The sequence below is a fragment of the uncultured Agrobacterium sp. genome (assembly GCA_913777615.1).
Lineage (GTDB): Bacteria > Pseudomonadota > Alphaproteobacteria > Rhizobiales > Rhizobiaceae > Agrobacterium.
In genome coordinates this window covers 237,546-258,693 of the sequence record CAJYTK010000013.1, presented here as the reverse complement: position 1 = coordinate 258,693, position 21,148 = coordinate 237,546, and the positions used below count along the sequence as shown (strand labels likewise).

At 58.8% G+C, this 21,148-nt stretch carries 34 protein-coding genes; 16 read left to right on the top strand and 18 right to left on the bottom strand.

From position 1 onward, the window contains the following. Window positions 1-188 precede the first annotated feature (188 nt). Window positions 189-737, top strand: coding sequence for a hypothetical protein (locus tag QZ862_RS12830; RefSeq protein WP_296100348.1), 549 nt, complete (start codon window positions 189-191; stop codon window positions 735-737). 54 nt (window positions 738-791) lie between these two features. Here the strand turns inward: QZ862_RS12830 and QZ862_RS12825 are convergent, their stop codons facing one another. From QZ862_RS12825 to QZ862_RS12740, 18 genes are all read right to left on the bottom strand, one after another. After that, entirely contained in the window at window positions 792-980 is a 189-nt protein-coding gene (locus QZ862_RS12825; protein ID WP_062425257.1) for a hypothetical protein, read from the bottom strand. 8 nt (window positions 981-988) lie between these two features. Beyond that, on the bottom strand, window positions 989-1,954 hold the full coding sequence (locus QZ862_RS12820) for a hypothetical protein (RefSeq protein WP_296100343.1): 966 nt from the start codon (window positions 1,952-1,954) through the stop codon (window positions 989-991). 11 nt (window positions 1,955-1,965) lie between these two features. Further along, entirely contained in the window at window positions 1,966-4,215 is a 2,250-nt protein-coding gene (locus QZ862_RS12815) for a hypothetical protein (RefSeq protein WP_296100341.1), read from the bottom strand. Window position 4,216: 1 nt separating this feature from the next. After that, the gene (locus QZ862_RS12810) at window positions 4,217-4,534 is read right to left on the bottom strand and encodes a hypothetical protein (RefSeq protein WP_296100338.1); all 318 of its coding nucleotides are present in this window, start codon (window positions 4,532-4,534) and stop codon (window positions 4,217-4,219) included. Window positions 4,535-4,650: 116 nt separating this feature from the next. Continuing rightward, a complete protein-coding gene (locus QZ862_RS12805) occupies window positions 4,651-6,198 on the bottom strand; it encodes a hypothetical protein (protein ID WP_296100335.1) in 1,548 nt (515 codons plus the stop codon). Beyond that, complete coding sequence (locus tag QZ862_RS12800) at window positions 6,198-7,016, bottom strand: hypothetical protein (RefSeq protein ID WP_296100332.1); 819 nt, start codon at window positions 7,014-7,016, stop codon at window positions 6,198-6,200. The genes QZ862_RS12805 and QZ862_RS12800 overlap by 1 nt, the downstream gene beginning before the upstream one ends. After that, entirely contained in the window at window positions 7,013-7,636 is a 624-nt protein-coding gene (locus QZ862_RS12795; protein WP_296100331.1) for a DUF1376 domain-containing protein, read from the bottom strand. The genes QZ862_RS12800 and QZ862_RS12795 overlap by 4 nt, the downstream gene beginning before the upstream one ends. After that, window positions 7,633-8,376 carry a hypothetical protein gene (locus QZ862_RS12790; RefSeq protein WP_296100329.1) on the bottom strand — a complete coding sequence of 248 codons (744 nt, stop codon included), beginning with the start codon at window positions 8,374-8,376 and terminating at the stop codon, window positions 7,633-7,635. The genes QZ862_RS12795 and QZ862_RS12790 overlap by 4 nt, the downstream gene beginning before the upstream one ends. Further along, window positions 8,373-8,588: a hypothetical protein gene (locus QZ862_RS12785; RefSeq protein WP_296100327.1), complete on the bottom strand. Its 216-nt coding sequence runs from the start codon at window positions 8,586-8,588 to the stop codon at window positions 8,373-8,375. Before QZ862_RS12785 ends, QZ862_RS12790 begins: the two co-directional genes overlap by 4 nt. After that, window positions 8,573-8,926 (bottom strand): hypothetical protein, encoded by a 354-nt coding sequence (locus tag QZ862_RS12780; RefSeq protein WP_296100325.1) that lies wholly within the window; start codon window positions 8,924-8,926, stop codon window positions 8,573-8,575. Before QZ862_RS12780 ends, QZ862_RS12785 begins: the two co-directional genes overlap by 16 nt. Then, on the bottom strand, window positions 8,923-10,917 hold the full coding sequence (locus QZ862_RS12775; protein WP_296100323.1) for a DNA cytosine methyltransferase: 1,995 nt from the start codon (window positions 10,915-10,917) through the stop codon (window positions 8,923-8,925). Before QZ862_RS12775 ends, QZ862_RS12780 begins: the two co-directional genes overlap by 4 nt. Next, window positions 10,914-11,522, bottom strand: a complete 609-nt coding sequence (locus tag QZ862_RS12770; protein WP_296100320.1) for a GcrA family cell cycle regulator — start codon at window positions 11,520-11,522, stop codon at window positions 10,914-10,916. Before QZ862_RS12770 ends, QZ862_RS12775 begins: the two co-directional genes overlap by 4 nt. Before the next feature lie 3 nt (window positions 11,523-11,525). Further along, entirely contained in the window at window positions 11,526-11,837 is a 312-nt protein-coding gene (locus QZ862_RS12765) for a DUF2312 domain-containing protein (protein ID WP_296100574.1), read from the bottom strand. 80 nt (window positions 11,838-11,917) lie between these two features. Continuing rightward, complete coding sequence (locus QZ862_RS12760; RefSeq protein WP_296100317.1) at window positions 11,918-12,334, bottom strand: hypothetical protein; 417 nt, start codon at window positions 12,332-12,334, stop codon at window positions 11,918-11,920. After that, on the bottom strand, window positions 12,312-12,599 hold the full coding sequence (locus QZ862_RS12755; RefSeq protein WP_296100314.1) for a hypothetical protein: 288 nt from the start codon (window positions 12,597-12,599) through the stop codon (window positions 12,312-12,314). Before QZ862_RS12755 ends, QZ862_RS12760 begins: the two co-directional genes overlap by 23 nt. Continuing rightward, a complete protein-coding gene (locus QZ862_RS12750) occupies window positions 12,599-13,234 on the bottom strand; it encodes a hypothetical protein (RefSeq protein WP_296100311.1) in 636 nt (211 codons plus the stop codon). Before QZ862_RS12750 ends, QZ862_RS12755 begins: the two co-directional genes overlap by 1 nt. Next, complete coding sequence (locus tag QZ862_RS12745; RefSeq protein WP_296100309.1) at window positions 13,231-13,479, bottom strand: hypothetical protein; 249 nt, start codon at window positions 13,477-13,479, stop codon at window positions 13,231-13,233. The genes QZ862_RS12750 and QZ862_RS12745 overlap by 4 nt, the downstream gene beginning before the upstream one ends. Next, window positions 13,476-13,712 (bottom strand): hypothetical protein, encoded by a 237-nt coding sequence (locus tag QZ862_RS12740; RefSeq protein ID WP_296100307.1) that lies wholly within the window; start codon window positions 13,710-13,712, stop codon window positions 13,476-13,478. Before QZ862_RS12740 ends, QZ862_RS12745 begins: the two co-directional genes overlap by 4 nt. A 90-nt stretch (window positions 13,713-13,802) precedes the next feature. Here QZ862_RS12740 and QZ862_RS12735 point away from each other — a divergent pair, with 90 nt between their 5' ends. From QZ862_RS12735 to QZ862_RS12665, 15 genes are all read left to right on the top strand, one after another. Then, window positions 13,803-14,105 (top strand): helix-turn-helix transcriptional regulator, encoded by a 303-nt coding sequence (locus QZ862_RS12735; RefSeq protein ID WP_296100305.1) that lies wholly within the window; start codon window positions 13,803-13,805, stop codon window positions 14,103-14,105. A gap of 154 nt (window positions 14,106-14,259) precedes the next feature. After that, window positions 14,260-14,955, top strand: coding sequence for a hypothetical protein (locus QZ862_RS12730; protein WP_296100303.1), 696 nt, complete (start codon window positions 14,260-14,262; stop codon window positions 14,953-14,955). Between the two features lie 247 nt (window positions 14,956-15,202). Continuing rightward, window positions 15,203-15,508: a hypothetical protein gene (locus QZ862_RS12725; RefSeq protein WP_296100301.1), complete on the top strand. Its 306-nt coding sequence runs from the start codon at window positions 15,203-15,205 to the stop codon at window positions 15,506-15,508. Then, window positions 15,505-15,747: a hypothetical protein gene (locus tag QZ862_RS12720; RefSeq protein WP_296100298.1), complete on the top strand. Its 243-nt coding sequence runs from the start codon at window positions 15,505-15,507 to the stop codon at window positions 15,745-15,747. Before QZ862_RS12725 ends, QZ862_RS12720 begins: the two co-directional genes overlap by 4 nt. After that, window positions 15,744-16,025, top strand: coding sequence for a hypothetical protein (locus QZ862_RS12715; RefSeq protein ID WP_296100295.1), 282 nt, complete (start codon window positions 15,744-15,746; stop codon window positions 16,023-16,025). Before QZ862_RS12720 ends, QZ862_RS12715 begins: the two co-directional genes overlap by 4 nt. Next, entirely contained in the window at window positions 16,006-16,608 is a 603-nt protein-coding gene (locus tag QZ862_RS12710; RefSeq protein ID WP_296100292.1) for a hypothetical protein, read from the top strand. Before QZ862_RS12715 ends, QZ862_RS12710 begins: the two co-directional genes overlap by 20 nt. Further along, window positions 16,598-16,846: a hypothetical protein gene (locus QZ862_RS12705; RefSeq protein ID WP_296100290.1), complete on the top strand. Its 249-nt coding sequence runs from the start codon at window positions 16,598-16,600 to the stop codon at window positions 16,844-16,846. The genes QZ862_RS12710 and QZ862_RS12705 overlap by 11 nt, the downstream gene beginning before the upstream one ends. A 1-nt stretch (window position 16,847) precedes the next feature. Continuing rightward, on the top strand, window positions 16,848-17,261 hold the full coding sequence (locus QZ862_RS12700; RefSeq protein WP_296100573.1) for a helix-turn-helix transcriptional regulator: 414 nt from the start codon (window positions 16,848-16,850) through the stop codon (window positions 17,259-17,261). 21 nt (window positions 17,262-17,282) lie between these two features. Next, window positions 17,283-18,164, top strand: a complete 882-nt coding sequence (locus QZ862_RS12695; RefSeq protein ID WP_296100286.1) for a TAXI family TRAP transporter solute-binding subunit — start codon at window positions 17,283-17,285, stop codon at window positions 18,162-18,164. Further along, window positions 18,161-18,331, top strand: coding sequence for a hypothetical protein (locus tag QZ862_RS12690; RefSeq protein WP_296100284.1), 171 nt, complete (start codon window positions 18,161-18,163; stop codon window positions 18,329-18,331). The genes QZ862_RS12695 and QZ862_RS12690 overlap by 4 nt, the downstream gene beginning before the upstream one ends. A 62-nt stretch (window positions 18,332-18,393) precedes the next feature. Continuing rightward, the gene (locus QZ862_RS12685) at window positions 18,394-18,948 is read left to right on the top strand and encodes a hypothetical protein (RefSeq protein WP_296100282.1); all 555 of its coding nucleotides are present in this window, start codon (window positions 18,394-18,396) and stop codon (window positions 18,946-18,948) included. Further along, a complete protein-coding gene (locus QZ862_RS12680) occupies window positions 18,945-19,343 on the top strand; it encodes a hypothetical protein (RefSeq protein WP_296100280.1) in 399 nt (132 codons plus the stop codon). Before QZ862_RS12685 ends, QZ862_RS12680 begins: the two co-directional genes overlap by 4 nt. Next, the gene (locus tag QZ862_RS12675) at window positions 19,336-20,043 is read left to right on the top strand and encodes a hypothetical protein (protein WP_296100277.1); all 708 of its coding nucleotides are present in this window, start codon (window positions 19,336-19,338) and stop codon (window positions 20,041-20,043) included. The genes QZ862_RS12680 and QZ862_RS12675 overlap by 8 nt, the downstream gene beginning before the upstream one ends. Next, the gene (locus QZ862_RS12670) at window positions 20,040-20,468 is read left to right on the top strand and encodes a hypothetical protein (RefSeq protein ID WP_296100273.1); all 429 of its coding nucleotides are present in this window, start codon (window positions 20,040-20,042) and stop codon (window positions 20,466-20,468) included. The genes QZ862_RS12675 and QZ862_RS12670 overlap by 4 nt, the downstream gene beginning before the upstream one ends. Next, a complete protein-coding gene (locus QZ862_RS12665; protein ID WP_296100271.1) occupies window positions 20,461-21,147 on the top strand; it encodes a hypothetical protein in 687 nt (228 codons plus the stop codon). The genes QZ862_RS12670 and QZ862_RS12665 overlap by 8 nt, the downstream gene beginning before the upstream one ends. Window position 21,148 lies beyond the last annotated feature (1 nt).

Sequence of the window (21,148 nt, the reverse complement as noted above, 5' to 3'; positions counted from 1 at the left end):
GATATCCTTGCGAAGGGCACTCATGCGCCATGTGAGGGTGTGAGACTAGATAACAGCTTCACCGACGAGATTAAAGCCCAGCAGGTAAACTTGACCGATCAGTTAGCCCAAAAATGAACGCTCACGTCCCGTTGATACTAACTGCTTTCTATGGTTCGCTACACTGATTGCAATAGGGGGCAATATACATGCTAAAGTTTATTGTTTTGGCCACGTCGGCTTTGCTGGCGGGATGCGTATCCTCTCGTCCTGTCGATATTGCGAAACCGAGCGAGCTATCCGTCCAAGCAGCTATGCGAAGCGTCGCCGAAGGACTGCAAGAATTCAGACAGGTCGGTTTACAAAACAAAGCGAATTACGGACTGATCGTTGACGAAGTAACGTTGACGTTGAAGGTGACAGCGTCAGCGAAAGATAGCAACAAACTCGTTGTAAATGTTGCGGATATCAAACCAGCGTACTTGGCGCCGGCCACGCTGACTGCCAACAACACGTACGAGGTGGGTAGCGAGGGAACTAGAGACAACACCATCATAATAAAATTGAAGAACGTTTACACCGCTCAACTTAACGCAAAGGGCTTGGGCACGGGGGTAGCGCAACGACCAGGAGCTCCGGGGATCCCTACTTCAATAATAACTCTAAAGCAGCCGCTTGTATTGGACTGCGCCAATCCTAAGACTGCACTTGAACAATCGATTTGCGGACTGCAAAAAGAGCCAGCTGCGAAACCGTGACATAATTCACCGGCAAGCTTTCTCTGCTGCTAAGCGACAGGAACAGATGGCCCCTTAATAGACCATGTGCTGCTGACGCCGCGTGAGTGCGGCCTCAGTGTCTTCCCGCTTGATAATCGTGATCGGACCTTGATCCGTTTCGAAGCCGAGGCGAACGCTGCGCCCCGACTTCTCTTCGACGTGGATGAGGCCAAAGCCCTCGATCCGCACCGCGTCCCCCAGCTTCACGGCAAGTCGCAACATTCAGGCTCCTATTCGGCCAGATATCGATCGCGTTTCTCGTCTGAGAGTTTCGCGAGTTCGGTTTCGTATTTTTCCATGTTCTCGTTCGCAAGACGATCGAGCCAGGCGAACTCGCCGCCGTCGTCTGCGTCATTGCTATCAGCTGCTGGCACGGTCCCCAGCGTCGGTGGCACCTGACGGCCTGCGCCGCTTTGGTTTGGTTTCGGCGTCTCCTGTTTGGAGGCCGTCTTCTTCACGCCGTAGGCTTTCTCGACCTGCGACGAGATATTCGTGTGCGCCTGCTCGAGGATCTTCGGGCTCAGCGGGTTCGTGGCTGTCTGCTGGAGACGGCGGACCTCTGAGTCGAGCATTGTGTGCAGGATCGTGCCCGGCTGATACTCGGTATGCGCGGCCATGAAATTCGGGACGGTGACGTCGCGGTATTGGTCGATCGCGTTCGTCTTCGCGATGTCGGCCGCCATCACGCGCGTCTTAAGCTGCTCCATTTCGGTTTCGAGCGGCTTGAGCTGGGCACGCATCTCAGCGCCGGTCATTTCACCGTCGTCGAACTTGGCAATAATCTCGTCGCGCTGCGCGTCCAGCGTCTTGATCTTCTCCGGTACCGCTGGATCGATGCGCCACGACGGCGCACGTTCCTGCTGTTCCTGCGTCACGTCCTGCTGCTGGCCATCTTGTTGTGCAACAGCTGCAGCTGCCTCTTCAGCAACTGCGGTATCTGCTGCGGCTTTGGCAGCGTCAGCACCGGTGTCATCGTCATCGTCACCATCGCCGTCGCCGTCAGCATCAACATCAGCGTCGGCGTCAGCGCCTTTGTCCTGACCCTTGTCGGCGCCAGCGGCGGCATCTGCGTTAGCATCGCCCTCACCGTCGCCCTCTTCTTCAAGACCTTCGTCGATGGTGTCTTCGTCGAGCAAGCCTTCGCGCTCTTCGTCAGTAAGCATGTCCAGTTCTGCGGCATTTGGTTTGCCAACCATGGGAAAGCTCCTTATGCGCCAAGGCCGATAGCCATGGCGTCCTGCTGTTGCTGTTGTGGTGGTTGTTGAGCTGCTTGCTGCTGCTGCGCTGCCTGCGCCTCGAGCGCGGCCTGCTGCATGTCCCTCTCGCCCTGAGAGCGAGAGACGAAACCGGATTCGTGCAAGATGACGTCGCCGATGTCGGCTATGCCCGGCGCCACTATGACCGCGCTTGCCGCGTCGAGCGCTGACTTTTGCGCGCCGACATTGGCAGCAACCATCTTCGCCTTGATGTCTGAGGCATGCGCTTCGTTGCGTAACGCCTCAGACTGGATCTTGCGCAGCTGCGCCATGGCCGTCTCGAGCGCGAGCTGTTGTTGCTGCGCGGCGGCTTGCGCCTGTGCTTGCTCTTCCGGTGTCGGTGGCTGATCTTCGGCATCAGGATCCTTCATGTTCGTGACCTGCCGGATGCGCTTCACGATCTCCTCGCGCTGCGGGATGTCCATCGCCTCGACGACCAGGTCGAGGAGCACGATTGCGATTTGGGGATTAACCGGCGCAAGCTTTCCGAGGAGGTCGAGCAGCTCTGCGACCTGCGCCTGACGCACCGTGGCGCGCCAGTCCTGCTCGTCGATGATGTAGTCTGCCTTCGTCCGGACGATGTTGTTTTCCGGTAGGCCGTCGTTGACGGTCACATATTCAGGATTGCCACGCATGTTCGTGATGCGGAATTGCTTCTCTTCCGACATGAACTGCTCGATGTTGGCGAGGATCTTCTCGCCGCGCACTTGCTGAGCAAATCGGTGATTGTCGAACAACTTGGCTGTTGCGAGCGCGCCCTGCTCCTGACGGGCTTGAATGGCAATGCCAGATACGGCGTTTGTGCTTCGCCCAAGGTTCTCGTCGGTCACGCCGCCGACCTGCTGCACCATCTGGATGTTGCGGGACATAAGCTCGAGGTGCCACTGGCTCAGTTCTCGATCGACGTCAAACTTGAACTGCTTGTTCGCGTTCACCTCGATGATAGCGTCTGGTTGGGCGATCTCGTTTCGGAGTTCCTCGATGTCATCCACGGCACCCTTGTCCATGATGACTTTGTTCGTCGAGAGGATGTGCAGCGCTTTGGATGCACGCTTGTTGATGTCGCTCTGAATATCGCGGATGTTGCGCACCAGACCGTAAGGCATGCCGTCGCGATCGCGGCGCTTGTTCCAGATCGGTGTGAACGGGTACCGATTGTGCCGGTATGGCGATGGTGAGAGCCAGAGCATGCCAGCAGTGGTGAAGAGCGCGACATACATGCGCATGGTCGCCTTCCTGACGACTTCACCATCTCCTTCCTCGATTGCGGCGAGATGGCCGGGCGACATGTCGTCGTAGAGATCGCCAGCGAATGTTCCGCCCGAAATCTTCTCGGTCGTGACTGGCATCTTGAACCAGCACTCGATCACTCTGACGCGGTTACGCTGATAGCCCGTCACGCGGTCGGAAACGTACGTGCCTTCGCCCCTTCCCTGATTTTCCAGTTCCGGGCTGTCCATCGCCTCGTCGCCGTAAGCGTCGATCATCGCGAAGTTGTCTGCGTCATCGACGGAGCGGGTAAGCAACGACTTTCGCTTGGGGAAGATTGCCTGGGCGACATCAAGGTCCAGCCACTTCATGCGCATCACATAGCGGGCATCGTCCAGGTCGTAATCGGTCGCTGCACTGTCCCAGAGCATGTTGCGCCAAGACTCGTAGCGCGAGAAAAGAGGTTCGCCCTCGTCATCACCCTGATAACCGTCTTCCATCCAGCCAAGGCCCACCTTGGCAGCATCCTCGAACCCGCGACTGACGTGGAAGCCACTGCGGTTCACGTCGCTCAGATACTTCAACAGCTCGGACTTTCGCTGCGCAGGCTTTCCATCCTCTTTACGGCGGGGCAGCACCTTGAAATCGGTGCGAGCGCGCTTCTCGGTACCGATGACCCAATCGACCGTGGTGGCAGTGACGTTGAACACGAGTGGCGACTGACCGCGCTCTTGCAAGACAGCCGCTTGCTGCTCAGTCCACTGGATGTTGTCGTAGAAATCCGCATCGACCGCCATGTCGCGGCGGTTCTCGGCCTGGCGGTCCAGCTCTCGGGTGTAGAAACCGAGGAGCCGCTTATGCAGCTGGGTATTCTTGCTATTGTCGAGCGCATTGCCCGTCTGTGGCCGTTTCGACGCTGGCGTGTCTGCCGGGATTGGCGATTCGTACCGCTTCTTCCGCACCGATCCATCGTCAGCGTCGAGTGAAAACATTCTATTCCCTTACTTCGGCTTCGATCGTGCGCCCGGAGGTGGGGTCACGCATGGTGACTTCGGCCACGGTCTGCTGATCATCTGACGTGTAAGGGGGGATAGACAGGAGGTCGCCCAAGTGGTCGGCAATGAACATTGCCAGCCGGATCACGGTGCGACGGTCTGTGGAGAGGCCAAGGGTGTTTGCGAACTGGAATGCCGCATGTGCGGCTTGGGCAGGGTCGCCGACTTCCTCTGACCAGATCCATGCTCGGTCCATAGTGACCACGCACGGCGTCAGCCTGTCGTCATATTCCCTGTCCGCTGGAATAAGAACCATACACGGGCGGAATCGATCATCCATCCGTATCCAAGTACCGATAGCCATAAGGCCGTCTTTTCGGAAAGTCCAGAGACGCTTATTGAGGTCCAAATCTGCTGCCATTTCGATGCCTTTCAGAGGGTCATGGGGTCACGCGCTCGACGACGCGATGAGGAGGAGGAAGCTGTGACTGTGCCGCACAGACGCGCGACCTCGTCGCGGTATTGCGCCTTCTGGCGCAGCGCATCGGCGGCGTGCTGGTGGCCGTTCTTCGCCGGCGTCTCGGACCACACGCCCATGTTGGTGTTCCAAGACTTCCGGTAGTTATCGAGGTGCAGGATGCCCTTTGCGCAGTTCTGCTCGTCGATGACATAGTTGACCATGTCATCCTTCAGTGCGGGCATGCCGATCGCCATCAGGTCAGTGGTTCGCGGAACGATGTGGACGTTCTTGAGGCCGAGGCCCTCGAGCATCTGCCGCGGCGTTTCGATGATGATAGCACCTGGCCGACGCTGATCGCCGTCGTGCGGCAGGAAGTGATGCCCCCAGACATAGCCGTGCTTCTGCATCTCGGCGATGACGTAGCTGTAGGGCTCGCTGCTGCACTCGAAGTAATTGATCCAGTGGTCCATCATGCCGACGGACTGGTGGAACCAGATGGCGATATCGTCATCCACACCCAAGTCCCAGAAGGTGTTGACGGGCAAGTTCGGCCGCCAAGGAACGCGCGTGATGCGCCCTTCGCTTCTCGCTCTGGTGAGCTGCTTGGCGAGGATCACGCCGGCGGTGGAAACCTTAAACGCCTCTTCGACGGTTGATGGGTATTCCTGCCACATCATCTCGTCTTCGTCGGAATAGTCGTTCAGCCTGGTCGCGACATACCAAGCGCGCTTGCGCAGCGATATTTCGCGGCCAATCTCGCGCTCGAGCTCGTCGAAATACTTCTCGTCCTTCGCAGAGATGGTGATGCCGGTCGGGTCAACCTCATACTCGTCAGCATCCCACCACGACGCGAAGTGTAGGCGGTATTGCAGGCGAGAGAGGCGCTTGCCGGAATCGGCATTGGCTTTCGCCTCCATAACCATCTTGTAGTACGCGCCGTCCCTGCCTTTCGCCGTGCTTTCGATGAAGGTGATGCCCTGCCCGGCTGCCGCGAGCGCGCCGGTTACGATCTTCTCGGCCTTCTGCGGCGACTCGAAGCAGATGATGCCAAACTCTGACACGTGGAGCCAATTGAGCGTGTCACCACGCGCAGACGTGGACACCTGTATCGACGAACCGTTGCTGAAGATCTTCTCAGCGACGTTGTCAGTCACGATGCTCACGTCGCGGCGGATGAAGTCTGGCAGCCGCTCATACGCAAACTCGATCTTGTTGCGCATGATCTTGCCAGCGGTGAACTGATCCTGAGCGATGATGGCGGCACGTTGGTTCGCATTGAACAGGCACGCGTCAAGGATCAGCAGCTGAATGACGGTAGAGAACCCGCGCTGGCGGGCCTTCGGCACGATGTTCCTGTGCCATATGCGCTTCAAGAACTTGTCCTGAGCCTCATTGGGCTTGAACACGACGGTCTGGTGAAACTTGTCGAGGATGTAATAGAGGTTGCGGATGCGCCAGTTTGGGTCTTTCAGGTTCTCGAGGAACTGGTCTTCAGTAAGACCGGCAAGATGCTCGTACATTACGCCTCATCTTCTTCGACGGGCGAGAACGCATTTGGCGTGGTGGCATCCTCCTCGACGGGCATGAACGTTCCGCCGCCGACCTTCTTCAGGAACGATCCAAGCGGGCTATCTTTCTCGACATCGTGCTTGATGTGCTGGACGGCGCGCCACGCGTCAGGCTTACGGTTCTGCAGCCACCACATCGCGGCCTTGGTGTCTGGCGGGACATGCTCGATGATCTCGACGCGCTGCGCCTCGCCCTCGATGACGACGATCTTCTCGCTATCGAACGAATAGCCGGTGGCACGCTGGAAGAGGCTGGTCTCGACGCGCTTGTCGGCTGCGTCTTTGCCCAGCTCGAGTGCCTCGCGAAATTCCGGGTACTCCAGCTTCCAACGGTGGATCGTGCGGATGCTGACCTCGAAGGCCTGCGCGATCTCGAGGTCCGTGGCGCCGAGGCTGGCGAGAGACTGAGCGATCGTGATGTTCCGATCTTCCCAGACCGTAGGCCTGCCGCCGTAATTGCGCGGGTCTGGCCGGAACGCGTTGCCGAACTCGGGGTGCTCTTCCTTCCACCACTCCAGCTCCTCGACGTCGATGCCGATGATGCCGGCGATTTCCTCGTCGGAGACCTTGGCGAGGAACATCGTCCGGGCCAGACCGATGAATCGCTTGTCGTACTTCACCGGCTTGGGCTCGGCATCCTTCTCAACCGCAGCTTTCCGCACCTTCGGCTTTGCAACCTTGCCACCAGCCTTCGACGACGACCCGCGATTGCCGGATTTCCGCTTTAGGGGTGACAAAACCTCATCAGCCTTCGATGGCTTCTTGCTCACCACGAACGCCCTCCCGACCTCGCTCGACGAGCGGCTTGAGCTGCGGCTGCACCCGATCCGGTTCTACCGTCCAGGCTGCTGATCAGTCGATGCGATGCTGCGATCGGCGGAGGATCATCGGCAACGGCAAGAACCTGTTCCCTCCTTGCCCGCCTATCCTCATACTCCGAAGAGCTATTATTATTCTTATATGGCTCTGGTACTGGTATTACAGCGCAATTGTTAAGCAATTGCTTGACCGGATCATTGAATTTGTTGGATGATTTCGGCTTATCACTCGAATTATCTTTGCGTTTCGATCCGTTTTCAGCGCGTTTTCGCGAGATTTTCAGCGAATTTTCCATCTCACTCTCAGCCCGGTGGTTGCTCAGTTTTCCACCAACGGTGACGTAGATTTTGCGCAACTGGATCAACTCATCGAGGAGAACCTTGGCCTTGCGGAGAGAGCAATTCAGCTCACCGGCGAGCCAGCGCTCGTTGCGATCGATTGGGCCGCCTTCGTCATAGATGAGGTCGAGGATCGTCGTGTACGCGCCACGCTGCTCCAGTGTGAGCTTGCGATATCCTTGCAGTGCGTCGCCGTGGTAGCGGCGGTGATAGGGCATGGTACGGCGGCTCATGCTGGCGTCCCTTCAAATGGCAGAGAAAGCGGCTCCTGAACCGGCTGTGGCGCCGGTACCGGATGATCGGGATAGATTGGTGCGTCGGCTTCAGCGAACGATCGCTGGCGCAGCTGGCGGCAAACAGCGTGCGTGACTTCCTTGCCTGTGAGGTTCCAGGCTAGAGCGCGGATCATGTCGGGGCGCGTAGAGCGTGACGTGCATGAGACGTGGTGCCTGCGGCACTCGGCCTGCAGCTCGGCTGCCCAAAGCATTTCAAGGAATTTTGTCGCGTGGGGAATTCGGTCGAACTGCCGCAAGCGGTCGAATGACCAGCTCGTGCCGTCTGGCCGGTATTTTGACCACTCGCTCTCGGGCGGCTTGGGATACCGCCAGATGTGTTTGTCATGGTTCCACTTGCTGAAGAAGAGTGGATGGTTAAGCTGAGGTACCGACGGTCTGTCTTCGGTCCAATACTTCTCCCGGAACCCTGCAAAATGCTTCTCGTGCGCCGCGACGACGACGAAGTGGCACACCTTGTTGAAGGCCACCCACTGCTCATCCAATCGCTTGAGCACGTCCTTGCGCGATTTGATTTCCACGCCGACGATATGCTCGGCACCGATCGCGGCGACGTCGATCCGGTTCGACCCCTGCCCCGCAACATTCAGCTCGTGAACGATACGATAGCCAGGCAGAAGCTCGCGCAGGCGCGCGACGACAGCATTCCGGATTTCCTGTTCGTCAAGGGAGCGCGTCATAGCTTGCTCTCCAGATAGTGCTCGAGCGCAAGCGGCAGACCTTCCAAGGCTGTATTGTAGCCATCACGATAGCCCTCAGGCTTCATGTCGACGACGTTCTCGCGGTCGAACACTTCCGCCGTGATGATCCACTCCTTTGCGCACCACGCGGCAAACTGCTCGATCTCATGCTTCACCAGCTCGGCAACCGCTTGCTCTAACCTGTGGGACATGGCTGCCCCCTACTGACCTGCTGCGCCCAGGCGATGGCCTCGTCGCGGCTGTGGAGAGTGACCACGGCAGAGCCTCGCCATTCGTTGGCGAAGGCCTGCTGATTTTCGTTAAGCCCCTTGCCATAGCCAGTGCGGCCGGACTTAAACTCGACGACATGTGTGATGCCACGAAAGCCGACGAGTGCATCGGTAGGCTCATGCAACAGGAAAACGGACATGCCGAGGGCTTCGAGGGCTTTAACGATCTCTGGCTCTGAGGCGTCTCGCTTGGCGTTTCGGCGCGCCATCGTCGTGCGCTTCTTCGCCTTCCGAAAAATGTTTGCGGGCTTGCTGCTCACTCCGCTGCCTCCGCAAAAGCGTGGCGCGCATTGTGCTCTGCTAAAAGTCTGATCATCTTCGGCGGCACGCTGTTGCCGACGAGCTCGTACTTCTGCGTCTTGGTGAGGCGCTTCTCGATTCCGTCCAGCATGATTGTGTCTGGCAGTGATCCCGGCGGGAAACCGTGAGACGCCGCGCCTTCTTCTGGCTCGAGCATGCGCATTGCGATGTCGGTGAGCACGTATTCAGTGCCTTTGACTTTGACCACGACGAGGCCATGCCGCGCCTTTTGCGTCAAAGCGCCGATAGGGTCGCCAAGCGTTTGCTCATACCCGCCGCTGCCAGAGTAGTAGGCCTGCAGGAATCCGAGGATTAACCCGGCATGGTTCCCGCCCGCGGTGATGGTTGCGCTTGGCTCTTCGATGTCACGGCCATCCTTGTTCGTGCCGCGGAGCGCCAGCATGGAAGCAGCGACGACGCCCTGTTGCGAACCGCTGGTCGTGATCGTCGATGCAGGCTCTTCCGCCGACCGCACATTGGCGCCGGCGCGCGGGCCGTCGTTATGCTGAGCGAGGAAGGCCGAAACCACGGCGTGGCGAGGTTCCGTGACAAAGGTTTGAAGCGGCTCCTCAACATCCCCGCCTCGTCGGAGGCCTTGCTCTCCACCGTAGTATGCTTGGATAGCGGCAGCGACGAGCGCGGTTTTACCTTGCCCGTCCGGCGTGAATACCGGCAGCGGCTCTTTTACATCGGCACCGGTGCTTTGACCGAACTGGCGCTGTAGGCTCGCCGCGATGACAGCGTGCTTGGCACCTCCCGACACCTGCGTCGGCACAGGGTCATTGATGTCAACAACGCGGGGATTTTGCCCTTCCCTTTCGCCATAGCCCGACTGGATCATCGTGGCTGACACGATACCCAAGGGCACCGCGCCGCCCGGCCGCTTGTGATAGCTGTTGGCGGTGAACGTAGGCAGAGGATCGAGAATGTCGCTACCCACCGATCCTGTGCGGAACTTGGTAACGGATGGCACCATCACGCTCAACTCACCGCGGTGCGCGGTCGTGATGGTGCGCAGCGGTTCGTCGATCGAGTGGACCCGGTCGTTATTGCCGGAATGAGTGATCGGCACGATGAACGGCTTTGCAGCGTTGACGACGTAACGCATGACGCCGCGGGCGGTCCGCCGCAAGGTCGCTTCTGCAAGATCCTTCTTGCGCCCGAAGATGGATTTTACCGGCAGCGTCCAATCGATTACTTCATGGACACCGCGCCACGGCTTTAGGCCAAGCTTCTTCGCCAACTTGCGAGGTGCATGGGTCCGCTCCGGCCATGCGATCGGTGAGCCGTCGGCTTTCGCTACTCCAAAAAACCGTGTGCGGATGGTGTGAATGCCGAAGTCGGCGCACACCAGCTCTCGCCCTTCGAAGTTATAGCGCAGGCCAGCCATGTGTTTCAGCCAGGCCTTCCATATCCGCCCCTTGTGGCGTGGATCAGGAATAAGCCATTGCTGCTGAACCGGGACGCGTTCGCCACGCGCCGCTACGGTGCCGTCAAGCTTCATCACGCGTCCTGTCGTTGCGCAGCGCTTTGCGATCAGCGGGCCCCACGACTGAATTTCCTTCACGTTCTCGAGCGTGATGATTTCGGGGCGAACGGTACCGGCCCAACGGCAGACAACCCAAGCCAGAGACCGCCGACGCTTCGAGACCGGCTTGCCGCCTTTGGCAACGCTGAAGTGCGTGCAGTCGGGTGAGGCGTGCAGAATGCGAACACCCCTGCCCTTCGTCGCTTCCTTCGGGCACACCTCGAAGACATCGCAACGAAGGTGCCGCGTGTGTGGGTGCCGCTTTTCGTGGACCGCCACGGCGATCTTGTCATGGTTGATGGCGAGGTGAACGTGAAAACCGGCTTGCTCCAGTCCGTCACAGCCACCACCCATGCCGGCGAACAACACGACGGTCATACGATTGTCGAGGTCGAAGAAATTTGAGCGCAGAGGTGCATTCATCGCATCAACCTCGCTGGCACAGCTGATCGCTCTGCCCTTGAACCAAGGCCGACGGACAAATTCGCGTGGTAATCGCAGTAAGGAGACTCGAGCCGCGTCGCATGCGCGCAGAAGAGCGTATTCTCCCTGTCGCCGCTGACCGGCCAACGGCAGTCGCACCGCTCGAGCTGGTAAAGCTCTCGGTTCTTCGGCACCGGCGCCGTCACCAGCAACGAAGCGAACTCAGGAGCCTCTGACTGGACCGCACGGCGAACAGGCACAGATTGATCAACACGCTTGGGCGCCGGCTTGGGCTTTGGCGTGATGAACTGCATGCCGCTGGCGACCATCAGCGCCGAAGGCCGTCGTATCTTCTTTTCAGCGGGTTTGGCTTTGACTGGAACGCTGCCAGCTGCTGCCTTTGATGGCCCTGTCAGGGGAACCGTCTTCAGCTTTTCGGCATGACGGGCGTACATCGAGATCACAGAGCTGCGCGTAATCTGCACGTTGAACCGGGCAGTGAGAGCTTCAGCGATCGTCCTGCCAGTCCCCTTGGTTGAGGGGTAAATCTCGACGATGGCAACGCATCGCTCGGCGGATGTCATATCGGTCCAATGGGCTGGCATGGCTCACTCCATACCCAGCGCGGCCATGTAGGTTTGGAGAATGGTCTCCTCCTCGATGCGCTCATTGGCATCCTTCTTGCGGATGCGGATGATGGTGCGGATGGCTTTCGTGTCGTAGCCCCGGCCCTTCGCCTCACCCATCACGTCCTTGATGTCGTCGCTGATGGCGGACTTCTCTTCTTCCAGACGCTCGACGCGCTCAATGATCTGGCGCAGCTCGGCAGCCGCGACAGTTTCAACCGTCGTCTCTCCGGTCTCGTCACGGTCGAATGCCTCTGTCTGAAGAGGATCACGTGGCTTGTGGGCCTTACCCATTGCATCGGCGGTCAATCGCCGCGCCGCGTCCTTCAATATCGGGGCGTGCCCCTTCTCAAGCGTGAGTGTTACGGTGTTCGTCACTGTTCGACCTCTTCGAGACTTTGCCTTGTTGCGAGACGTGCTTTTTCACGGCGAGCGATGCGGCTCGTCCTGTGCTTCAGCTCTGTTTCTGAAAGGATCCTGAGCCTGCCAAACGGCCTTGGCCTTGGCAGATAGACCGTCACGACGACACCTTCGGGCTGAGCTATCCGGGCCGAGAAATCACGGTTTCCGAAAGTCTCAAGTCCGAGGGCAGACGCGGCAGCCATGCCCTTCGTCCAAATAAGGCTCCTGATGTCGGCCACAGTTATCCCAGCCGCCTCCGCAAAGGCCTGAGCCTTCGCTTTCTCGGTCGTGAACTCCTGTGTCAGATCAATGAGCAGTATGCGTTGCACGTAACGCGCAACGGCGTGGTAGCTGACCTTTTGCCGGTCATCCTCCGCGGTCTGGTGCATTTTGGTCCCCCTTGAGAAGGTCTTTGGCCTGCACCAGTGCGGCGAGTTGAGCGCGTGCCTTGACGATCTCATGATCGGGACGTTTGCTACGACCCTCAGAAAAGCGCTGTATCCAGCCGCTCTTGCTTCGGATCATTTCGTCCAGCCGTTGCCGGATCTGCTCTACACTGAGGGATGGTGTGCGAGCCCCTGCCACCACCTCCTGCAGCTGACGTTCTTCCGCTTCGCGGATCAATGAACTGACTGAAGTCGATTGCCCTGCCATCACGCGACCTCGCCAAATTTGGCGCGCTCACGCTGAAGGCGCATTATCTGGTCGTCGATTTCTCGGCGACGTTCCAACGTCACGGCGTCACTCACCCAGACCGGAGGCGTTTCGAAACACGATTCCAGGAGTGATGGGCCGAAGACAGAAATCAGAAGGGAAAAATGATGCACCGACGGCTGAGAGCGCCGGTGCAGCCAATTCTCAACGCTGGCTGCGGGAATGCCCGTCTTTGCCTCGACGTGATGCGTCGTGGCTCGAGGGAACGTGCGTCTGAGCCAGGCTATAAGGCCTTCAACGTCGAACTGCGTTGCGGGGCCATACCCGCATATCTGCGGGATTTTTCCTGCGGAACCGCCGCTACGTTTCGATGCAATGTCGAAACGTAGAGGTTCTTCTTCGGCGAAACCGAAGACGACCTGATCAAGAGGGGTAGAGGCGGTGCGGAGCGACGACAGGGCAATCAGGCGGCAAGGGTTGTTGCGGACAGAAACCGCGATCATGGCCTGTCGTATGTTCCGCAGGAACTGTGAAAGGAGGGAATTGCCCGAGGCGGACGCACTACCTGATGCCTCGGGACCACGGCCAACACTCGGCGGGAGTGCTAGCGAGGATGGGAACGGGATGACGGTCATGGGTGCGTCTCCGACTTTGCATAGCGGTTCCGGTCGAACACGCGGTGTGGATGATGGCGGCAGCGGCCTTCGAGTTCGTGCTGGGCCAAGGCGTCCATGTCGGACGCAGGCCAAAAGCGGTTCGCGTGTTCCAGCGGCACCGGCACGATGCAGTCAGCAATTGCGCGGGCGCTCAGCTCGCGCACGAGATCATCGTGCTTCTGCTGGAACAGCTCTGGGAGGTCGTCGCCGGTCACACATGTCACAGCGCTACCTCCTTTTCAGAAGTCTGTTCTGGGACATTGCGGCGCTTCCGTTCTCTCTCGATGAACTCGTCGACCTTCGCGCCGGTGTCGAGATAGACCTGCCCGCCGCTACGCAAGCGACCGACCAGCTCGGAGTTACCAACGGCGCGCTTGCCGAAGTACGACGCCCCCATGCCGGTATCGGAAAGGAACTTATCAATTTTCGAGAGGAGATCGGCGCTTTGTTCAGTCATGATGAAAGCAATATATCCTCTATAGAGGACACGTCAACCGCTCGCTATGAAGGACGTGCGAAAATATCCGAAATAGAGGATAGTCGCCGTATGGGTAATGCGGATTGGAGATCGCGTCTTCGCGACGCTATGGAACGGCGCGGCATGTCTGCGCGTGAGGTGTCGTTAGCTGCTGGTAAGGGCCAGGGCTATGTGCACTCGATTCTCAAGGAGGGCAAAGACCCGACTGTGGACAACCTGATCGCTGTCTGCAAAGTCCTCAACGTGACGTTGGCCGAAGTCGTCTACGGGATCGAGATGTCTCCCGAGACGGCAGAGATATTGGCGCTGATCGAGGGCTCTCCTGACACTCGCGAAGGGATTTTGAAGATCCTTCGAAATTCTCGCTCGTAAACTTCAAAAGGCATGCCCTTTTTTCTTCATCCGTAAGCGAATTCAATGTCTCAACCAACATGGATACGCGCATAAACAATCCATCCCTCAACCTTAGAAGATCATGGAACATAGAGGGAACAAAGACAAGTAGCGAAGGGGTGACTATTAACACATGATTAAGCTACCAAGGATTGTACTCACCACCCTTCTTCTGTTGCAAAGCCTTCCACAGACGGCCCTTTCACTCGATTGGAAGGTCGGTGAAACCTCTTCTTCCCAGCGTTTCGTCAGCGCCAGTGGCACGATCAACGGCGGAGATGCGCAGACGCTGCGAAAGCTACTCGCAAGCCCTGGCAAAACAACCGTCGTTGTTTTCAACTCTTTAGGTGGTTCCGTTACTGAAGCCATGGAAATGGGCAGGGATATCAGGCGCAGTAATGCCGCGACAATTGTCCCCAACGGCTCTCGATGCTTGTCTGCTTGCATCCTCGCTTTCATCGGCGGCGAAGTACGCGTCGTTTCCGAGAAAGGCCAGCTCGGCTCACATCAATTTTACTGGCCGGAGGGGGAAGCTCCCAACAGCGCTCAGGCTACACAGATATCGCAGAGCATGTCTTCGGCAGTTCTCCGTCATTTCCTTGCGCTCGGGATCGACCCCGAGGCACTCACGCTGATCATGGATACGCCGCCTGACGATATGAAAGTATTTCCACAAGAGCTTCTCGAGCGTTTCAAGTTGACGGGTCAATCACCCTTACCTGCCCGCCCTCCGGTGCTGCCTCATGGCGCGAAGCGGGAAGGATGCCCCTTCCCAGAGTCTTACGTGAACAGCGATCCGCTGGGCTTGTACCCTGCTTGCCGCGGGTAATTTATCCTCTATAGAGAATACATATATTGACATATCCTCAATAGAGGATATTTTAGCCTCCATCGAAGGTTGCTCCGCCGCAACCTGATTTCACCGATGGAGAAGACATATGCGGAGCCTGCTTGCCATAGCGGGGACGATTTCGCTCGTCCTGTTTTTCAGCATCACCGACGACGGGTATGCCCGTTGCACGAAGGCTGCGTCGTTCACGACGTGCCACAGCACCCTGAACCGTTGAGGTGCTGCGATGAGAAGATGGACCTGCATCAACTGCGGCAACGTGGAACAGCTCAACATCTATCCTGACGCCTGCTCGACCTGCGGCAGTGCGATGATTTGCGACGATGGCCGCACAACACACGGGCGGAACGAACCCCGCGTCACTGATGACTTTGACCTGCTGAATGCGGCAGCCGAAGGCGATGCGGAGGCCAACGTGATCCTCTGGCAGGAGCGCGCACCGAAATCGACGTACGACACTGACATGATCGCCGATCTGCTCCTGCAGAACCGTATCGCGATGATGCAGGTCGTCTTCGGAGCGGCGGCATGACGAAGGCAAAGCTCCCCGTCCTGATTTTGCACGACCGTCGCACGGCGATTGCGCCGGGGACGGTCATCATTGATCGACGTAGCCGCAAGCTTCGGGCGCAAAGGCATATGCCTGTCGATGCAGCTGACCTGCCCTGTGACCTCTGGGCACACGAAACCGGGTGGAGCACTGAAACAGTTCGCGTCCAGCCCGGCGAGATCGAGTATGTCGAAGTCCTACCCAAGAGGGTAGCGGCATGAAAAAGACGCTCAAAGACATGGGGCTGGCAGCTCTCGCCGCGGCGGCCGACATCGCCCCGGCACCGGATACGGTCAAGCACATCGCGTTCCGCGCCATGCGGGCGCTATACCCGGACGAAAGCGGCGCGTTGCTCGGCTTTGTGCTAGCCTTCCCTGCTCCAAACCTCGCTGAAGGCATGTCGGCACTGTTCCACGGCGTTGGCATATTTGGTGATGTGGAAGTGGATCACGTCATCGGCGCGCTGGTTGCGCCTACCTATGGCGAAAGGGCGCTCTGACGTGAGCAAGCACTCTTCCTTCGCCCGCAACAAGCACGATTGCTATCTCTCCCCTTACGAGGCTGCATTACCGTTGCGGCCTTTCCTGCAAGGTGTGGGCACGTTCTCGGAACCGTGCTGCGCGAATGGTCGCCTGATCCGCTGGATTGAGAGCTTCGGCCCGACCTGCGTTCATAGCGGCGACATCCAGCTCGGCATTGATGCTCTTATTGATCCGTGGCTGCTGCTCAACCGCGTCGATGCGATCATCACCAACCCGCCCTACACATGGAAGCTCCTCGAGGCGATGCTTCGCCGGTTTATCTCGATCGCGCCGACATGGCTGCTGCTCGAGAGCGACTTCGCCTTCAACCTCGAAAGCGCGCACTTCATGTCGATGTGCTCCGACATTGTCCCTATCGGGCGTGTTCGCTGGTTCAGCTCAAGCGAACACGACAGCAAGGACAATTTCGCCTGGTACCGGTTCCACCAGCAGCATCGGCGCGGCCCGGTAATGCACGTGATGCAGACCATCGACAAGCGCCGCATCCGCAAGCTTTCTCGCCCTGAAATCGAATATCCGGAGATCGAGCGTGCCGCATGATCCGACCAACCTTCCCTTGCCGCTGGCAATGCTCTGCGGCGTCGTCATCACCGGCGTGATGTACGCCATCGGCGTCGCTCTTGGGCATTTGTCCCGCGAGGCAGAGCGCCGGCGCACTGAGCGCCAGATTGCCGAGATCCACAACAGCATCGCCCGCCACGACGCCATGATGGCTGAGGCGGAACGTGATTATCGCGCCCGGATGGGCTTAACCCGAGAAGGAGAATGCAATGCTTGATATCGCGCAACACGCCAGAATACCGAACCCGGTCGATGTCTATGTCGGTGGTCGCATCCGCACCCGTCGCAACGCCATCGGCTTGTCTCAGGAGAAGCTGGGGGAAGCGCTCGGGATCACCTTCCAGCAAATCCAGAAATACGAGAAAGGGACGAACCGCGTCGGCGCAAGCCGACTGCATCATATCGCCGAGGTTCTGTCGGTTTCCCCGGCCTTCTTCTTCGAGAACGCGCCAAGCCATGGCGTCGCGAAGTTCAGCGGCGAAGGCGAAGACGTGCTGACTGAGTTCATGCAGCGTGCGGACGGGCAGAAGTTAGCCAAGGCGTGGCTGAAGATCGGCGACAGCGATGCCCGTCGGAAGCTTCTTACCGTAATCGAACTTGTCGCCAACCGAACTGTCAGCGACGAAATTTAACCTTCAACTTGAGGACTTCATATGAAGCCATTGTTTTTAATGGCGGCAATAGCCGTTATCGCGATCAGTTCTGAGGCAAAGGCGGCACCGATCCGCCTCTGCACCGGATCCGAGAGCGGTGTTTACTTCGCCGCGGGCGATGCCATCGCCAAGATGGCCGGGAAAAGCGTCAGTGTGGTCAACGTGCCGACCGAAGGCACGATCGACAACCTCGAGCGCGTCCTCGACCTCGACCCGGCCAACCCGGAGGCCTGCGACGCCATGATCGGCCAGCCAGACGGCCCGGTCTATGTCGGTCGCTCTTCCCCGGCCAAGGTGAAGAAGCTGCGTCAGGTCGCAACGCTGCACCGGGAATATCTGCACGTCCTGTGCGGCAAGAAATCCGGCGTCGATGATCTGTCCGACCTGCCCGACGATCCGGCCAAATACTCAGTCGCGATCGGCGAGCCCGGCAGCGGCGCCTGGCTGATCTGGCAGAACATCATTGCCGAGGACGATTCCTACGGGAAGGTGCCGGTTCGCAATGAGGGTGGCGTTCTCGCCCTCTCGGCGGTGTCGAGCGGCGAAGCAACGTGCATGCTCGTCCCGGCAGGCCTGCGAAACGGCACCGTCACCGAAGCTGATCAGACCTATGGCGATACCGTCATTCTAGCCGGCGCCAACGATCGCGACTTCGACGATGCAACCGATATCAAGGGCGATCCGCTCTATGAGTATCGCGACATCCCGAAGGGCACTTACCCGAAGTCGCTGCAATCGGGCTGGTTTGCCTCCCGCAAGACGATTTCATGGCCCGCCGCTGTCTTCGTGAACACTGACCGCATCGACGCCAAGGCGCTTCCCGGCTTCGTCCAGGCAGCGGCACGCGCTGCGCAAGGCATCAAGGCGGAGTACGGCAATTGATCGCCCAGGCGAAAGCGTGGGTGCGGCAGCGGGCGGAAGCAATCGTGGTTACGGCGGCGATCGCGCTTGTCCTGCTGATGATGCTGACAGGACCAATCATCGACTTCCTGATCTGCATCTGCCTGCTGGGGCTTCTCAAACTTTCCCTCTGGCTCGGCAAACGCTGACCCGCTCTGGTTTCTCCGCCTTTCGGGGCGGGGTTTCCCGAACAGGTCTGATGGAGAACGATATGACCGATACTATGCCAGCGGTGGCTATCCCCCCACGTCCAAGGTACCACGATCAGATCGTGCGCGAAAAGGCGATCGAGCGCATCTTGCCTCGAGTCAAAGATTGGGCTGACGAGAACGATCAATTTGGTCAGAAGGACCTGAAAAACGTTCTGCTCCAGTGCATGGATATGAATGGCTACATCTTCGCGCGCAATTTAGAGCAGCGGCATGGATGGGAACCGAACGCCTCACTCGTCGATACCCTTTCTGAGCTTGATCTCTTCAGATCCCATGCAGATGTCGTGGCTGCTTGGGTGACCTACCATGGCGTGAAGACGCCATTCTCGATCGGCGATCGTGTTAGCGCTCCGAAGGTCGCGATCGCGGCGGGAACGATAAAGGACCTTATCCGGTCGAAGGCAGAAGTTTGCATCCTGCCTGATGATTTTGAAGATCGTCCGGTATCACTCAAAGCTGGGTCCGTTCTCATCGGCGTCAATGTCGCTATCGAAGATGTGACCTTGCTCGACGAGCCTGCGCCGGAGAACGGACCGGAAGGCGGTGAGGCTTGAGCCACGACGATCTCAAACAGCGCTGGGCGGCTGCCAATGAGCGCGTCGAGCTGCTCGACCAAAAGCGCTACAAGCTGCTCGAGCCGACCCAGCAGGAATGGCTTGAGGCACAGACGGCCTTCCAGAACGTGGTCGAAGAGTGCCAGAAGCAGGACGCGATCCTTTGCGAGCAGTGCGCTGCGCCAATCTTCCCCGGCGACCGGTATCACGCTGCTGTCACGCCTCTGTGCCTTCAGTGCGCACCCGCTTATCAGGACCTCATCGACAACCCGGAAATGTTCGTCAATTCCGACGATGAAAGCCCCTCGAATCCGGAAGCGCTGAAAGCTTGGTTCGACGAGCATATCGCTGCGGGCGGCAAGCCTGATGACAAGATGGTGGTCGTCTATGAATAGCCGCCCCATCCTTTTCAGCCGCTCAATGGTCACCGCCCTGCTGGCGGGCCGCAAGACCCAGACGCGTCGCCTGCTGCCGCAACAGCCTCCCGAGGGCTATGACCGGCACTGCTGGTACGACGCGCCGCTCTACGGCTTCACCCCAAATGAGGTGCCGTCGGCGGAATGGTTCACCGTGCGCGTTCCCGCGGTCAAAGGCGATCGCTTCTATGTCTGCGAGAGCCACTATCGCTACGGACATTGGGAGCCGAAGGGCGACGCCAAGACGCCTCTTGGAAAGCAGAAATGGCACTTCGTCGAGGACTCGGCAGACGTCGTGTTCGAGACACCCTTGATCTTCCGCAAGGGCATGCACAACGCTGACCCGTATAAGCCGGCGTGGCACCGCCGCACGGGGCGCTTCATGTTCCGGAAGCACTCGCGCATGACGTTGGAAGTGAAGGACGTTCGGATAGAGCGCCTTCAAGACATCAGCGCTGACGACGCCATAGCGGAAGGCTTGCAGAAGCTCCGCGCCACCGGACGCTACGTCGTGGATCAGGGCGATCAGTATTTCGGCCTCGCCTCGCACAACCCTCGGCAAGTGTTCGAATGGCTTTGGGACGGCATCAACGTGAAGACGCCTTGGGAAAAGAACCCATGGATCATCGCCTACACGTTCGTCACCGTCAACGCCAACATCGACCAGGTGGCGGCATGAAGGCACAAGCCCACTTCGACACCCTGCCCCGCCGCAACCGTCGCCTGATCCTGCGCGATGAAGCGATCGCCCGCAGATCCGGCAAGTGGAAGGCATGGGAAACCGTAACGTTTCCCCGCGGCAGCGTCTCTACTCATGGATGGAGCGCCGAGTTCACCACGGCGCACCGCAACGGCGTGTTTAGCGTCCTCGATCGGACCCTACCAGATGGCACACGCCACCTCGGCATTACGGCGCTTTCCGGCGTCCGACCGACATGGACCGAGATGCAACGCATCAAGGACGAGCTGGCCGGTCCCGATGCCACGGCGGTCGAGGTCTACCCACCACAAGCCGAAATCATCGATGCCGCTGACATGTATCACCTGTGGGTGCTGCCCGCGCCCCTTCCCTTTTCTCTTTATCCGAGGACCAAACATGACTGAAACGGCACCGGCAAACCTGCAAGAATACGTTCTGGCGCAGGTCGCGGCGAAGACGTCGGAAGACCACATCCGTCAGCTGATCGACAAGAAACTCGACGAAGTGATCCAAGGTGCGGTGGATGACGAGTTTCGATACGGGGGCAACCTCAAGAAGCAGATAACGGAAGCGGTCAGCGGAGCGCTCCAAGTTGGGGGCAGGCTCGACATCCCCGCCTATGGCGTCATGGTCATGGCATTGCTTCGCGATAGGCTGGAAGCAAATGTAAGCGAACTGCTCAACAAGAAGCTTGCCGCTGATATGGACGAGCTGCTGAAGATCTCGCCAAAAGAGCTGAAATTCTCGCAGGTCGTCGAATCCGTCATCGAAGACGCCAAGGAAAGCAAGAGCTGGGGCTCTGTCTCCATCATCGTCGAGGGAAGTGAGTACATCGACGGCGCCTACCATGTCGGTCTCGATCACGACAGCGGCATCAAGAAGAGATACGAGTGCGACACTCAGTTCTATGTCGACCCTGATGGTAAGATTTCAAGCCTGACCGTGAACCGCCGCGATGTGACGAAGGTCGTAGGCGTAGCGCCGTACAGATCCTACCAGAAGATGATCTTCTCGGCTTACGCCTGCGGCTCCAAGCTCATCATGGACGATCTCGATCCGTCCCTCGAGTATGGGGACTATTGAT

Excerpts from the sequence above, each read along its gene's own strand:
- QZ862_RS12830 (WP_296100348.1), top strand. The coding sequence starts at position 189 with ATGCTAAAGTTTATTGTTTTGGCCACGTCGGCTTTGCTGGCGGGATGC.
- QZ862_RS12825 (WP_062425257.1), bottom strand. The coding sequence starts at position 980 with ATGTTGCGACTTGCCGTGAAGCTGGGGGACGCGGTGCGGATCGAGGGC.
- QZ862_RS12820 (WP_296100343.1), bottom strand. The coding sequence starts at position 1,954 with ATGGTTGGCAAACCAAATGCCGCAGAACTGGACATGCTTACTGACGAA.
- QZ862_RS12815 (WP_296100341.1), bottom strand. The coding sequence starts at position 4,215 with ATGTTTTCACTCGACGCTGACGATGGATCGGTGCGGAAGAAGCGGTAC.
- QZ862_RS12810 (WP_296100338.1), bottom strand. The coding sequence starts at position 4,534 with ATGGTTCTTATTCCAGCGGACAGGGAATATGACGACAGGCTGACGCCG.
- QZ862_RS12805 (WP_296100335.1), bottom strand. The coding sequence starts at position 6,198 with ATGTACGAGCATCTTGCCGGTCTTACTGAAGACCAGTTCCTCGAGAAC.
- QZ862_RS12795 (WP_296100331.1), bottom strand. The coding sequence starts at position 7,636 with ATGAGCCGCCGTACCATGCCCTATCACCGCCGCTACCACGGCGACGCA.
- QZ862_RS12790 (WP_296100329.1), bottom strand. The coding sequence starts at position 8,376 with ATGACGCGCTCCCTTGACGAACAGGAAATCCGGAATGCTGTCGTCGCG.
- QZ862_RS12785 (WP_296100327.1), bottom strand. The coding sequence starts at position 8,588 with ATGTCCCACAGGTTAGAGCAAGCGGTTGCCGAGCTGGTGAAGCATGAG.
- QZ862_RS12775 (WP_296100323.1), bottom strand. The coding sequence starts at position 10,917 with ATGAATGCACCTCTGCGCTCAAATTTCTTCGACCTCGACAATCGTATG.
- QZ862_RS12770 (WP_296100320.1), bottom strand. The coding sequence starts at position 11,522 with ATGCCAGCCCATTGGACCGATATGACATCCGCCGAGCGATGCGTTGCC.
- QZ862_RS12765 (WP_296100574.1), bottom strand. The coding sequence starts at position 11,837 with ATGGGTAAGGCCCACAAGCCACGTGATCCTCTTCAGACAGAGGCATTC.
- QZ862_RS12760 (WP_296100317.1), bottom strand. The coding sequence starts at position 12,334 with ATGCACCAGACCGCGGAGGATGACCGGCAAAAGGTCAGCTACCACGCC.
- QZ862_RS12755 (WP_296100314.1), bottom strand. The coding sequence starts at position 12,599 with ATGGCAGGGCAATCGACTTCAGTCAGTTCATTGATCCGCGAAGCGGAA.
- QZ862_RS12750 (WP_296100311.1), bottom strand. The coding sequence starts at position 13,234 with ATGACCGTCATCCCGTTCCCATCCTCGCTAGCACTCCCGCCGAGTGTT.
- QZ862_RS12740 (WP_296100307.1), bottom strand. The coding sequence starts at position 13,712 with ATGACTGAACAAAGCGCCGATCTCCTCTCGAAAATTGATAAGTTCCTT.
- QZ862_RS12735 (WP_296100305.1), top strand. The coding sequence starts at position 13,803 with ATGGGTAATGCGGATTGGAGATCGCGTCTTCGCGACGCTATGGAACGG.
- QZ862_RS12730 (WP_296100303.1), top strand. The coding sequence starts at position 14,260 with ATGATTAAGCTACCAAGGATTGTACTCACCACCCTTCTTCTGTTGCAA.
- QZ862_RS12725 (WP_296100301.1), top strand. The coding sequence starts at position 15,203 with ATGAGAAGATGGACCTGCATCAACTGCGGCAACGTGGAACAGCTCAAC.
- QZ862_RS12720 (WP_296100298.1), top strand. The coding sequence starts at position 15,505 with ATGACGAAGGCAAAGCTCCCCGTCCTGATTTTGCACGACCGTCGCACG.
- QZ862_RS12715 (WP_296100295.1), top strand. The coding sequence starts at position 15,744 with ATGAAAAAGACGCTCAAAGACATGGGGCTGGCAGCTCTCGCCGCGGCG.
- QZ862_RS12710 (WP_296100292.1), top strand. The coding sequence starts at position 16,006 with ATGGCGAAAGGGCGCTCTGACGTGAGCAAGCACTCTTCCTTCGCCCGC.
- QZ862_RS12695 (WP_296100286.1), top strand. The coding sequence starts at position 17,283 with ATGAAGCCATTGTTTTTAATGGCGGCAATAGCCGTTATCGCGATCAGT.
- QZ862_RS12685 (WP_296100282.1), top strand. The coding sequence starts at position 18,394 with ATGACCGATACTATGCCAGCGGTGGCTATCCCCCCACGTCCAAGGTAC.
- QZ862_RS12675 (WP_296100277.1), top strand. The coding sequence starts at position 19,336 with ATGAATAGCCGCCCCATCCTTTTCAGCCGCTCAATGGTCACCGCCCTG.
- QZ862_RS12670 (WP_296100273.1), top strand. The coding sequence starts at position 20,040 with ATGAAGGCACAAGCCCACTTCGACACCCTGCCCCGCCGCAACCGTCGC.
- QZ862_RS12665 (WP_296100271.1), top strand. The coding sequence starts at position 20,461 with ATGACTGAAACGGCACCGGCAAACCTGCAAGAATACGTTCTGGCGCAG.